At 38.8% G+C, this 12,343-nt stretch carries 12 protein-coding genes and 2 pseudogenes; 8 read left to right on the forward strand and 6 right to left on the reverse strand.

Annotated elements, in window-relative coordinates; translation table 11 throughout:
- Positions 1-228: 228 nt before the first annotated feature.
- The 8 genes and pseudogenes from O9295_RS02470 to O9295_RS02505 all read left to right on the forward strand — a co-directional run bounded on the left by O9295_RS02470 (position 229) and on the right by O9295_RS02505 (position 8,880).
- Positions 229-1,209, forward strand: coding sequence for a DUF3616 domain-containing protein (locus tag O9295_RS02470; RefSeq protein WP_288031419.1), 981 nt, complete (start codon positions 229-231; stop codon positions 1,207-1,209).
- Positions 1,210-1,617: 408 nt separating this feature from the next.
- Positions 1,618-4,740 carry a DEAD/DEAH box helicase gene (locus O9295_RS02475; protein WP_288031422.1) on the forward strand — a complete coding sequence of 1,041 codons (3,123 nt, stop codon included), beginning with the start codon at positions 1,618-1,620 and terminating at the stop codon, positions 4,738-4,740.
- Positions 4,741-4,753: 13 nt separating this feature from the next.
- Entirely contained in the window at positions 4,754-5,593 is an 840-nt protein-coding gene (locus O9295_RS02480) for an SWIM zinc finger family protein (RefSeq protein ID WP_072924425.1), read from the forward strand.
- Between the two features lie 225 nt (positions 5,594-5,818).
- Positions 5,819-7,081 (forward strand): AAA family ATPase, encoded by a 1,263-nt coding sequence (locus O9295_RS02485; RefSeq protein ID WP_288031427.1) that lies wholly within the window; start codon positions 5,819-5,821, stop codon positions 7,079-7,081.
- Positions 7,081-7,506 (forward strand): hypothetical protein, encoded by a 426-nt coding sequence (locus O9295_RS02490; protein WP_190718069.1) that lies wholly within the window; start codon positions 7,081-7,083, stop codon positions 7,504-7,506. The genes O9295_RS02485 and O9295_RS02490 overlap by 1 nt, the downstream gene beginning before the upstream one ends.
- 24 nt (positions 7,507-7,530) lie before the next feature.
- Positions 7,531-7,617, forward strand: a pseudogene (locus O9295_RS02495) (SWIM zinc finger family protein); the annotation flags it as partial.
- Between the two features lie 242 nt (positions 7,618-7,859).
- Positions 7,860-8,693 carry a transposase gene (locus tag O9295_RS02500; protein WP_249267854.1) on the forward strand — a complete coding sequence of 278 codons (834 nt, stop codon included), beginning with the start codon at positions 7,860-7,862 and terminating at the stop codon, positions 8,691-8,693.
- Positions 8,668-8,880 (forward strand): hypothetical protein, encoded by a 213-nt coding sequence (locus O9295_RS02505; protein ID WP_052275239.1) that lies wholly within the window; start codon positions 8,668-8,670, stop codon positions 8,878-8,880. Before O9295_RS02500 ends, O9295_RS02505 begins: the two co-directional genes overlap by 26 nt.
- A gap of 273 nt (positions 8,881-9,153) precedes the next feature.
- Here O9295_RS02505 and O9295_RS02510 read toward each other — a convergent pair whose 3' ends face one another.
- From O9295_RS02510 to O9295_RS02535, 6 genes and pseudogenes are all read right to left on the reverse strand, one after another.
- Positions 9,154-9,375, reverse strand: coding sequence for a hypothetical protein (locus O9295_RS02510; RefSeq protein ID WP_288031431.1), 222 nt, complete (start codon positions 9,373-9,375; stop codon positions 9,154-9,156).
- Between the two features lie 27 nt (positions 9,376-9,402).
- Complete coding sequence (locus O9295_RS02515) at positions 9,403-9,897, reverse strand: PIN domain-containing protein (protein WP_288031434.1); 495 nt, start codon at positions 9,895-9,897, stop codon at positions 9,403-9,405.
- The gene (locus tag O9295_RS02520; protein WP_008203693.1) at positions 9,881-10,171 is read right to left on the reverse strand and encodes a UPF0175 family protein; all 291 of its coding nucleotides are present in this window, start codon (positions 10,169-10,171) and stop codon (positions 9,881-9,883) included. Before O9295_RS02520 ends, O9295_RS02515 begins: the two co-directional genes overlap by 17 nt.
- Before the next feature lie 82 nt (positions 10,172-10,253).
- A complete protein-coding gene (locus O9295_RS02525) occupies positions 10,254-10,523 on the reverse strand; it encodes a type II toxin-antitoxin system RelE family toxin (protein ID WP_002787830.1) in 270 nt (89 codons plus the stop codon).
- Positions 10,516-10,764 carry a type II toxin-antitoxin system Phd/YefM family antitoxin gene (locus O9295_RS02530; protein WP_002739617.1) on the reverse strand — a complete coding sequence of 83 codons (249 nt, stop codon included), beginning with the start codon at positions 10,762-10,764 and terminating at the stop codon, positions 10,516-10,518. Before O9295_RS02530 ends, O9295_RS02525 begins: the two co-directional genes overlap by 8 nt.
- Positions 10,765-10,831: 67 nt before the next feature.
- Positions 10,832-12,343: pseudogene (locus tag O9295_RS02535) on the reverse strand (NB-ARC domain-containing protein); the annotation flags it as partial.

Here is a 12,343-nt window from a genome sequence, read left to right on the forward strand (position 1 = left end):
TTGATCCCAAAACCTTTTGCCTTGACGTTAGGTCAATGGGAGGAATCATCGGGTCTTGGAGGGACTAACATAAATTATGACACTCGACAAACTTTTGAAATTAGGAGAAATTAGTTATTTAAACCAGTCCTTTCTCAGATTATTTCTAGTAATGTCTTGTCTTTTTGTCTTTTATTACCTATAATTTTCTCAATCCTCACTTTTCCAGTTAATAAGGAGAATACAATCATGAAACCTCTCAACTTTTCTATTATCCAAAAAATCAAACATCAAGGAATTTGTGATGCTTCTGCAGCCACTGCTTTAGGAGAAAATAAATTTGTTGTTGGTAATGATGAGGCGGATCCAAAATTAGGTAATTTTCTCTGGATTTATTCCTCTCAAGAGTCGGGAAAAGCCCTGAAAACAATTGACATTAATAGTTGGGTGAAGAACAATCTTAAAAATAAAGAAATCGACTTGGAGGGGGTAACTGTACTAAATGACATAATCTATTGGATTACTTCCCATGGCCGCAATAAAAATGCTGAACGAAAACTCCCTCGTCATCAATTTTTTGCTAGTAAAATTACCGATGACGGCTCTAGTATAGTTCAAGTGGGTGAGTCTTATACTCAGTTAGTCTTGCGCGATATTATCGAAGACTCTCAATTGGCTGAAATATTTGATTTCAAAACAGCAGAAACCAAAGCTCCCAAAGCTAAAGGTGGATTAAATATTGAAGGTTTAACGGCAACTCCAGACGGAAATATCTTAATCGGTTTTCGTAATCCTGTCCCCAACGATAAAGCTCTTTTATTACCCCTAAAAAATCCCAAGAGTTTAGTTACTAATTCAACCACGGCTAAAGCTGAATTTGGTGATCCTATCCTGCTAGATTTGGGAGTATTAGGAATTCGTAGCATTGAATTTTGGCCGGCTTTAGAAGTATATTTAATTATTGCTGGAGAATTTCATGGAGGCGATCAATTTGTTTTCTATACTTGGTCAGGAAAAAAAGAAGATGCACCGGAAAAGATAGAATCACTGCAATTCCCTGACGGGTTTCGTCCAGAAGCTTTGTTGTTTTATCCCCATTTCCCAGATCGCTTTCAGATTTTAAGCGATGATGGTACAATCGAGCGAGTTGGTAATACTCCCTGTAAAGATATTATCGATAAAAATAGTCCCGAAAAATATTTCCGCAGTATTTGGGTAAAAGTTAATTAATACCAATTCTCACCCATCAAAACTACAGATCGAATTATCGAATTTAAGTTCCCATTTCCCCTTTTTCCCATTTTAAGGGAGACGAAGGCAGGGGGATCGAACTCTTGTAGCCGGATTTTGGAGAATTGCTATAATTAGACATCCCTCTTAGTGGAACCTCAACAAAACCCGCAACAAAAATAGCTTTAAACCCATATAGGGATAAGCTTTAAGCTCAAAAAAACCGTTGATCACGTCTTCTCAATGGTTTTTTGTCCTAGAAGCTCTATTAACCTTTTTATCTTATCCAGAGGACTTCTGGGTTCGCAAAGGGACAAAAAAGTGTGGAGAATCCTCCCATAATCGCTACAATTTTTCTAGAGGCTAAATGTTGCCCTCATTTAAGTTCTTTTGTACTCATTAAAAACCATGAAAATTCTTCACGGTACTTGGATTCCCCAATCAACGGATGAATTTATTCAGAAGGGTAGCTTTTATCTTTGGGGAGAAACTAGCACCCCGAAAAAGAGTCGCACCACTGCCGATAATTATCATCCTTTTCAGTTAAGCAAAGAAGAATTAACTAGCTTTCTCACTGGAGAGTTAGGAATAGTTCAATCGAATTATAATCCTCTTAGTCGGCAATTTGTCCCCCGCTACTTTCTTTTACCTAGTCACGAGAATCAACCTTTACCCTCCTTAGAATTACTGCGTTATCTAGAAAAAGAACCCCCAGAAAATAGCCAATGGCAATCTTGGCAAATTGATTGTTATCCCCTTAATCCTGTACTTAAACTGCTCAATGATCTGCACTTTATCTGTCTTTACAACTCCTCAGAGATTCAGTTAGGTGCAGATCTACTTTTTTGGTATCACTACAGTCAAGCTTTTAAAGAAATAATTCTCAAAGATAACTATATTCCTGCCTTTAAATATCGAGAATTAGCCACAAATAACCAGAAAACCGCTAACTTTGCCATCTACCCTCTTTGGGAAATTATATCAGCAACCTACGAAACCAATCTCGATCACTATCTCGAATATCTTCCCCGCATTTGTCTTGCCGGCGCTGAAAATCCCCATGCTTCGCCACAATTATACGATCCCAAAACCCTACTCCGGCACTTCTCCGAATGTCTCCTCAATGAAATTGTCACTAATACGGCAATTCCTGCCAGTTTTGATAAAAAAATTAGCGAGACAATTATAGGTGATTGCTTCTCTGTGACTAAGGCTGCTGGATTTCTGCAAACCGCTGCCGCTTTAGAAAAATATCAACAGTGGCAAACTTGGAGACAGCAATTACTAGGAGACCAAAATATATCTAGTTTTAGCCTTGGTTTTAAACTAACGGAGGCCCCAGAAAATAATATTGAACAGTGGCAAATTACTTTTATCCTCATCTCTAAACAAGACCCCTCCCTGCGATTAGAATTAGACGAATATTGGTATGCAGTACCCGAAAATAGAACAAGCATACGAGCGCATTTTGGTCAAGATTTAGACAAAAATATTTTACTAAGTTTGGGTTATGCTGCCCGTATTTATCCCCCTATTTGGCAGGGATTAGAAACGGATAAACCGACGGGATTTTCTCTCAACCTTACAGAAGCTTTTACTTTCTTAAAAGAAACTGCTTGGATTTTAGAAGATGCGGGATATAAAGTGATTATTCCAGCTTGGTGGACTCCCGAAGGTCGTCAACGCGCCAAAGTTCGGCTAAAAACTACGTCTAAATCAGGCAAATCTACCCCCGTTAGTAAAGGGATTTTTAGCCTCGAAAACATCATTGAATATCAATATGAATTAGCCATCGGTGAAGAAACTATTACCCAAGAGGAATGGCAACAATTAATTAATACCAAAACACCCCTAGTTAAATTTCGAGGTCAATGGGTAGAATTAGAACAAAATAAAATGCAGCAAATGCTGGATTTTTGGGAGAAATATCAGCAGGAAAATCCTGAGATGAATCTGATTGAATTAATGAAAAAAGCTGCCGAATCCCCAGAGGAGATTATTGTTGAAACCGATGAATTTTTGGGTTCTATGCTAGAGAAATTACAAAATCCTAGTCAACTAGAACCGATCGAAAATCCTCCCCAATTACAAGGAACGCTGCGGGAGTACCAAAAGCGGGGGGTTGCCTGGATTCAATACCTAGAACAATTGGGGTTAAATGGTTGTCTTGCTGACGATATGGGACTGGGAAAAACCCTACAGGTAATTGCTAGATTGATTGGGGAAAGAGAGGGAGATAATAATGTTTTACCAACTCTGCTAGTCGCACCCACTTCTGTGGTGGGAAATTGGGCAAAAGAAATTGAAAAATTTGCCCCCCATCTTCAGGTTTTAATTCACCATGGTAGTAAGCGCTATCAAGATGAGAACGAATTTCAGATAGTAGCTAGTCAAAAGGATATCGTCATTACTTCTTTTACCTTAGTTCGCAAGGACTTGAAATTATTTAACTCGCAATCTTGGCAACGTTTAGTAATTGATGAAGCACAAAATATCAAAAATCCTAAAGCAGCACAAACTAAAGCAATCTTGAGTTTATCTGCACAACATCGTCTCGCATTAACGGGAACTCCTGTGGAAAATAGACTGCTTGATTTATGGTCAATTTTTAACTTCCTTAACCCCGGTTATTTAGGTAAAGAAACTCAATTTCGTAAAGCTTTTGAAGTGCCAATCCAAAAACAAAATGATCGTCTCCAGTCCACGGTTCTCAAAAAATTAGTGGAACCTTTTATTCTGCGTCGGGTAAAAACCGATAAGCAGATAATTAAAGATTTGCCTGACAAAGTGGAAAACAAACAGTATTGTAATTTAACTAAAGAACAAGCTTCTCTCTATGAAGTTGTTATCAAAGAAGTGGAAAAACAATTAGAAGAAGCAGAGGGAATAAAACGCAAGGGATTAATTTTATCTACCCTGATGCGCTTGAAACAAATTTGTAATCATCCCCGTCAATTTCTACAGGATAACAGCGCTTTTACTCCTGAGCGATCACATAAATTAGAGCGTTTGGGAGAAATGCTAGAAGAAGTAATTTTAGAGGGAGATAGTCTGCTAATTTTCACTCAATTTACTGAAATCGGTGACTCCTTACAAAAGTATCTCAAACAAACTTTTCGCTATAATACTTATTATCTTCACGGAGGGACTTCTCAACCAAAACGAGAACAAATGATCGAAGAATTTCAACATCCCGAAACAGAACCTTCTGTATTTATTTTGTCCCTAAAAGCTGGGGGAGTGGGGATTACTTTAACCAAAGCAAATCATGTTTTTCATTTTGATCGTTGGTGGAATCCTGCGGTGGAAAATCAAGCCACCGATCGCGCTTTTAGAATTGGTCAACAAAAAAATGTTTTCGTGCATAAATTTGTTACTTTGGGAACCTTAGAGGAAAGAATTGATGAAATGATCGAGGAAAAGAAAAAGGTAGCTAATGCTATTGTTAGTAATGATGAATCCTGGTTAACGGAATTAGATAACGAAAGTTTTCGTCAGTTAATCGCATTGAATAAACAGACAATTATTTAATCGAGGTAAACCTATGAATAAATTTAGTAAAACTTGGTGGGGACAACGCTTTATAGAAGCATTAGAGGAATTTACCGACTCAGCGCGCTTGAGTCGAGGACGTTCCTACGCTAAAAATGATAAAGTCAAGAATTACGAAATTGACGGTAATTTAATTACTGCTCAGGTGCGAGGTTCCATTAATCCCTACTTTGGAGTTTACAAAGAACCTTTGTATAAGGTGAGTATCGAGATTAAACCAATTACTAAAGCAGAGTGGTCACAAGCTTTATATAATCTTGGTTCAAGAGCGAGTATGATCTCTAAACTGCTGCTCAAAGAAGTTCCCGATAATATTGATGAAGCATTTAGCGATCTGAATCTGCACTTATTACCCCACAGTCAAAAGGATTTTATCACCAATTGTTCCTGTCCCGATTGGGAAAATCCCTGTAAACATATTGCTGGAGTTTATTACCTCGTTGCTTCCCAATTAGATCAGGATCCTTTCCTCTTATTTGAATTACGGGGTATCTCTCGTCAAAAATTACTGCAAGAGTTAGCAAAAACTCCCCTCGGTAAGCTGCTTTCCTCCTCTATCCAAGAGGAAAAAATTCCTCTTAACCCTGTCACTTCCTATCACACTAAACCCGAAACTATACCAGCATCAGAAATAATTGATCTCAAAGAATTTTGGCACTCCCATCACCGTTTACCAGAAAATCCTCAGTTAGTTAAATCCGCAACTATTCCTGCAATTGTCATTAAAAAAGCTGGTGATTATCCTGCATTTTGGGATAAGGATAATTCCTTTATCGAGGTAATGGAAGAAATGTATCAACGGGTACGCAATAAAAATGCAGGGATACTTTAAAAAAATATAAGTTTTCCTTTTGGGGAGTCAGGAGTCAGTCCCGATGCAAAATTAGGTTACACTTTATCTTGATGAGAAACGCTGTAGCTAAATTGCTGACTTTTTGACTTAGGTATCTATCCATAGGAGGGTAGATTAGAATAAACAGGTCAACAACTGACAGTAATTGAAAATCTACCCCTAACCTGCTAGTATTGTTATGAGACTGGACATAAGAGAGATACAATGGAATCCTTAATTATTGAAAATTTTCTGATTATTAAGTATGCGGAAATAGAGATAAAAAAAATTAATGTTATCATCGGTGAACAGTCCACTGGTAAAAGTATTATTGCTAAATTAGTTTTTTTATTTCAGACATTTTTGTTTTATCAAGTTAAATTATTAGTCACTCATCTTCAAGATCAGCAAGGACTCAAAAGGCACCTACAGAAGCGATTTGAGGAATTATTTCCTAAATACGCATGGAAAGAGCAAGTATTTAAAATAGTTTATCGTTTGGATGACATGAACTTTTTGATTGAAAGATATAAGGACAAATCTGGCTATTTTAAACTACAATTTACCTATTCAGATAATTTTAAAAAGTTTTACAATACAACAATTAGACAAGTGAGTAAAATTGCCAAAAGCAATAACAAAGTCACTCAAGATATTTATTCAGATATGAATGATTGTGTGGCCAAAAATATTGCTGATTTTTTTCAAGGCAATGAAAAAATTTTTTCTACAAAGATTTTATTTGTACCAGCTAGTCGCACTCTGTTTGTTAAATACTTTACCAATAATATTTTTACCTTTTTAGCTAATAATTTTGATCTTGATCCTCTGATTATCAACTTTGGCTCTAATTATGAAACCGCTCAACGTCTATACAGAATAATTAATGAATTCCAAGATCAAGAAAATGATCAAAGAAGACTTTATGATCAAATTAAATTAATTACTGAAAAAATTCTATCGGGTAGCTATGGAAGAGAAAAAGATCAAGATTGGCTTTATCATGCCGATGGGAGAAAGATTAACTTAATTGATGCTTCAAGCGGACAACAAGAAGCCTTACCAATGTTATTAATTCTCTTAGTTTTCCCCTTTTTTGCCACTCACGAATCTAATCAATTTTTCATTGAGGAACCTGAAACCCATCTTTTTCCCTCCGCTCAAAGAGATATGGTAGAACTATTTACCTTACTTTATGCTAATAAAAATTGTCGTTTTTTTCTCACTACCCATAGTCCCTACATTCTCACAGCTTTGAATAATAAAATCATGGCAGCTAACGTTGAGCCTGTCAAAGCGGAAAAATCTTTAGGTTATAAAAATACTATTCAATTTCAAGATGTGTCAGCCTACACAATTAGCAATGGACAAACTCAAAGTATCTTAGATACAGAGGTGAACTTGATTGGTATCAATAACCTCGATGCTGTCTCCGATGAACTTAGTCAAGAGTTTGAAGAAATTTTAGAAAGAAAGGCTCAACAATAATGGATATTAGTCACTGTTCTGAATGCAATAATAATAAAATAGTCAAAGTTAAAGAAAATGGTAAAGAATTTATCGTCAACAATAATAGTCAGAAATTAGTTACTAAGATAAAAATAGATAATTGTTTAATCATCGAGGGGAAAAGATGCGACTGGCTGTTAGAAATTGATAGTCCCTGTAGCTTGGCTCTTTATATTGAACTCAAGGGTAAAAATATTGAACAAGCTTATGATCAATTATTGTCAACTCTAAATCATTATTACTTACAAGAAAGACATAAAAAATCTAAAAAAGAATGCTATATTGTCGCTTCTAGAGTACCAAAAGCTGGAACCAATGTTCAGGTTTATCAAGCGAGATTAAAGCAATCTCATCCTGAAGTTAGTTTAAAAGTCAGGTCGATGAAAGCTGAAATCACTATTTAGGTTTTTCCCTCAGAAAAAAGCTGAACTTATTGTTCCTGTCCCGATTGGGAAAATCCCTGTAAACATATTGCTGGAGTTTATTATCTGGTTGCCTCCCAATTAAATATGGAAGAAATGTATCAACGGGTACGCAATAAAAATGCTGGTATGTTATAATTAGGTAGGTGTTAAAAATTGTCAGACACCCCTCTTATTAAGAGGGTATTAAGGGGGGATCGGCACCCCCCTTATCAAGGGGGGCAGGGGGGATCAGACTGACTGACGGACACAAGTGGGTCAAAACCTGACAAGACAAGGGTTGCCAAAAAGAAAAATATCTGGGTAGATAGGGAAAAAGCAAGAATCCCTACAAGATGAAAACCGAGAACAGAATCTTCTCCCAAGTTTATTCCTATCTAGAACAAGGAAGCCGATTTGTGGATAAAAGACATTTAACCGTCCTCAGTTGGATGGTGACAGCCCTACTCAGTAGTCAAAGTCTCAATCAAGCCAGATGGGAACCCTTTGTACAAAGCAGAGCCGAACAAGCCAATAGTTATCAGAGACGGTGGAATCGCTTTTGCCAGAATGGAAGAGTAGCGGTGGAAAAGATATACATCCCCTTAATATTGAAAGCCATCGAGACTTGGAAGGAGAAGGGGGAAAGACTGTATCTAGCAATAGATACCACTCTGTTGTGGAATCAATACTGCTTTGTCTATCTAGCGGTGGTCTGCGGGGGGAGAGCCGTCCCCTTGATGTGGATGGGATTAGAACATGGTAGTGCCAGCCTAGCTTTTGAGAAATACGAACCCTTGTTGGACAGAGCCAAAGGCTATCTTCAGGGCTTTGAGAATGTCATGCTGTTAGCCGACCGAGGCTTTGCCAATCAGCAATTAATTCAATGGCTCAGGAAAAATACTTGGCATTGGTGTCTTCGCTTACCTTGCGATACCCTCATTTACGGTGTTCGCCGTCGGGGTTTTGGCTATGAGGTCAGAGAACTCTATCCCCCCAAACGGCAAGCCTGCTTTTATCGCAACGTTCAAGTCTGGCAGGAGGCTAGAATCACTGCTCATCTTGCTTTAGCCTCTGTTCCAGGGGTTAAGGATAATTGGGCAATTCTGAGCGATGAACCTCCTACCCTTGACACCTTCTGGCAGTATGGTCTTCGTTTTCCCATTGAACATCTCTTTCAAGGGCAGTAAATCGGGCGTTTTTGACTGGGAACATTCTCGTGTTCGCTCTGCTGCTTGTTTAGAACGTCTCTATCTCATTGTTGCCATTTCTATTCTCTTTGCTACTTTAACTGGCATGGCGGTTCAACAATCTGGCTCTCGCCGTCAGGTTGATGCTCATTTTCGGCGTGGTTTGAGTTATTTGAAAATTGGTTGACGTTGGCTGGCGGGAGTTGTTCATAAGGCGCGTCCCTTCTTGCGACTTGACCACTTATTTTCTGTTGACCCTTTTCCCTGTTTTGCTTCTCGCAAAGCTCGTCAGGATTATTATGGCAAAATTACCTTTTCTTTTATTCAGGAGTTTGAGGCTTTCACATAACAGTACTTGTCTTTGTATTGAAAAATGTGTCCGTCAGTCAGTGGCGAAGCTCTTCGATAATTCTATGGTTGTTTTTATAGAATTCAATGAGGATATTGGTGTCACATAAAATCATCGGGTTTCTTCTCGCCATGCTGCTTCACGGATAGATTCAGGGGTGATATTTCTGTTTTCCCACAATCCTGCCAGGGCAAAGAAGTCTTGCTCGTTATCAGATAATGTTGTTTGATCTTCGATGATTTCTACGGAGTCAACAAAATCTAAAGCAGTTAAAATTTTAGAGAGTGTTTCTGCTTTTTCTTGGTCACGAATGTGTACGATTAGTTGTTTCATGGTAGTTTATTTTGTATTGATTTGGTATTAATGATCATTGTCTAATTCTGTTTTTAGCCAATTAAGAATCGGAGAACTAATACGAATTCCATAATTAACTAACTGTTGTGATAAATCTAAAATTTCTTGTTTAGATAGATAACCTGCATAAAAACCAACCAAGAGAATTCCTAATGTTCCTTTGACGGGTAATTCCATAGCTTTGGCAACTCTTCTTGCTAATTTATCATCTATAATTACCCAGTCTGGTTTGATTGAAATTGCCAAGAGAATAACTTCTAATTCTCCTCGATCTAATCCTAGTAATAGCGGTTCAAGAGGAGATGATGATGCAACTTCTTGAACTTGAATCCAATTGGCATTTTTGAGTTCTTTTGCCCCCGGTTTATTATCTCCAGCGATGACAATTTCTTGATAAACTGCCCAAGGAATAATCACTTCATTAAATAGCTGATTAAGAAGATCTAATTGATTAATCAAAGATAAGGCGATGATCGGTGTAGAATTAACAATTATCTTCATTCTCTTGGATTTTTTGGGCTAATTTACGGCTGGTTTGTATTTCTGATTCCCATTCTTCTGCTGTGTAATCAATAATGGAAAAACCATACTCAGAGAGAAGTGTATAAAATGTATATTTATCGCATCCTAATACTTGTGCGCCGATTCCTGCTGAAATTTTTCCTTCTTGATAAAGATGCCCTAATGTATAAATTATGACTTTACGAGAGAATGCTTCTTTTTCTTCTCTGGCAGCAATGAGGAGTTCTTCGGGAAATGTTACATTAATGCTCATGAGTGTTTAAAAATAATTTGTTTTTCTTGATTTTAGCAGGAATAATATCGCTAATTAATTGATGGTTGATAATTAAGATTCTCTATATTGTTCTCTTTAGTTGTTTATAAATTTCATCATCGTTTCGTTTGTCAATCAGCAAGATTTCTATTGTTTGCTCCTCAACACGATAAACGATTCGATATTCACCAATATCGGCTCTATGATAAGAGTATCCTTTTAACTTTAGAGAATCTTGGGGATAGGGATTTGTTCTCAGTTCGGTTATTTTTGTGGCTACTTGTTTGGCGTGTTTATCTGGCAGTTTTTTTAAGCGTTTAGTTGCCTGTCGAGATAGGTTAATCTTAAGCATTTAAAATTTCTGACAGCAAAGCCTCACTTTCTGTTGTTCCGATAAAACCTTCTTGATGAGCTTTTTCTGCCTGTAAAGCCAAAAGTTGATTTTCCAACTCGGAAAATCTCTCAAATTCCTCGATTGACAGCACGACTGCAACATTACGTCCCTTTTTTGCTATCTTTACTGGTTCTCTTCGAGCCAAGTCCAACAGTTCGCCAAAGCGATTTTTTGCTTCTGAGGCTCCTAATGTTTTCATAACTAACCTTTATAGAAACTAGCCATTATGACCATTTTAGCTATTATAGCAATTATTGACAGGAGAATCACCGCCACCAGCGACTAACATCCCTAATCCCTTGATACACTTCTCTTAAGGCGACCTCCCCCCCAAAATGAAGGATTAAAGGCGCTAAGTTAGGAATAGTTTCGAGGAAATGAGGACGAGTGAGAGTCCCCAAAGCCTGAAGGGTATTTTCCCAGAAAGATAAGTCAACATTAGCAGGGGTTAATGTGGCGGTTAATGCTTTTAATACGTCTGCACGGTAGTATTCATTCCCAATCCCTCTGGCAACTTCTAAGGCTTCGGGTAACAAACTTTCCGGTAAATGGGGAGCTAACCCGGTCAATGCCCTTGCACGGGAGTATTCATCCCCAATCCCTCTGGCAACTTCTAAGGCTTCGGGTAACAAACTTTCCGGTAAATGGGGAGCTAACCCGGTCAATGCCCTTGCACGGTTGTATTTAGACCCAATCCCTCTGGCAACTTCTAAGGCTTCCGGTAACAAACTTTCCGGTAAATGGGGAGCTAACCCGGTCAATGCCCTTGCACGGTAGTTTTCATTCCCAATCCCTCTGGCAACTGCTAAGGCTTCCGGTAACAAACTTTCCGGTAAATGGGGAGCTAACCCGGTCAATGCCCAAGCACGGTAGTTTTCAGACCCAATCCCTCTGGCAATTTCTAAGGCTTCGGGTAACACTTCCGGTAAATGGGGAGCTAACCCGGTCAATGCCCAAGCACGGTAGTTTTCAGACCCAATCCCTCTGGCAATTTCTAAGGCTTCGGGTAACACTTCCGGTAAATGGGGAGCTAACCCGATCAATGCCCTTGCATTCCCAATCCCTCTGGCAATTTCTAAGGCTTCGGGTAACAAACTTTCTGGTAAATGGGGAGCTAACCCGATCAATGCCCTTGCATTCCCAATCCCTCTGGCAATTTCTAAGGCTTCGGGTAACAAACTTTCCGGTAAATGGGGAGCTAACCCGGTCAATGCCCTTGCACGGTAGTATTCATTCTCAATCCCTCTGGCAATTTCTAAGGCTTCGGGTAACAAACTTTCCGGTAAATGGGGAGCTAACCCGGTCAATGCCCTTGCACGGTAGTTTTTACCATCTGCACAGTAGTATTCATTCTCAATCCCTCTGGCAACTTCTAAGGCTTCGGGTAACAAACTTTCCGGTAAATGGGGAGCTAACCCGATCAATGCCCCTGCACGGGAGTTTTCATTCCCAATCCCTCTGGCAACTTCTAAGGCTTCGGGTAACAAACTTTCCGGTAAATGGGGAGCTAACCCGGTCAATGCCTCTGCACGGGAGTTTTCATTCTCAATCCCTCTGGCAATTTCTAAGGCTTCGGGTAACAAACTTTCCGGTAAATGGGGAGCTAACCCGATCAATGCCCTTGCACGGTTGTATTTAGACCCAATCCCTCTGGCAACTTCTAAGGCTTCCGGTAACAAACTTTCCGGTAAATGGGGAGCTAACCCGGTCAATGCCTCTGCACGGGAGTCTCCATCCCCAATCCTTCTAGCAATTTCTAAGGCTTCGGGTAACAAACT

This window comes from Microcystis sp. LE18-22.4A (assembly GCF_027531105.1).
Taxonomy (GTDB): Bacteria; Cyanobacteriota; Cyanobacteriia; order Cyanobacteriales; family Microcystaceae; genus Microcystis; species Microcystis aeruginosa.

Coding starts and splice junctions, on each gene's coding strand:
- O9295_RS02530 (WP_002739617.1), bottom strand. CDS start 10,764: ATGAAAACATTAGGAGCCTCAGAAGCAAAAAATCGCTTTGGCGAACTG.
- O9295_RS02525 (WP_002787830.1), bottom strand. CDS start 10,523: ATGCTTAAGATTAACCTATCTCGACAGGCAACTAAACGCTTAAAAAAA.
- O9295_RS02520 (WP_008203693.1), bottom strand. CDS start 10,171: ATGAGCATTAATGTAACATTTCCCGAAGAACTCCTCATTGCTGCCAGA.
- O9295_RS02475 (WP_288031422.1), top strand. CDS start 1,618: ATGAAAATTCTTCACGGTACTTGGATTCCCCAATCAACGGATGAATTT.
- O9295_RS02510 (WP_288031431.1), bottom strand. CDS start 9,375: ATGAAACAACTAATCGTACACATTCGTGACCAAGAAAAAGCAGAAACA.
- O9295_RS02480 (WP_072924425.1), top strand. CDS start 4,754: ATGAATAAATTTAGTAAAACTTGGTGGGGACAACGCTTTATAGAAGCA.
- O9295_RS02490 (WP_190718069.1), top strand. CDS start 7,081: ATGGATATTAGTCACTGTTCTGAATGCAATAATAATAAAATAGTCAAA.
- O9295_RS02470 (WP_288031419.1), top strand. CDS start 229: ATGAAACCTCTCAACTTTTCTATTATCCAAAAAATCAAACATCAAGGA.
- O9295_RS02485 (WP_288031427.1), top strand. CDS start 5,819: ATGGAATCCTTAATTATTGAAAATTTTCTGATTATTAAGTATGCGGAA.
- O9295_RS02515 (WP_288031434.1), bottom strand. CDS start 9,897: ATGAAGATAATTGTTAATTCTACACCGATCATCGCCTTATCTTTGATT.
- O9295_RS02500 (WP_249267854.1), top strand. CDS start 7,860: ATGAAAACCGAGAACAGAATCTTCTCCCAAGTTTATTCCTATCTAGAA.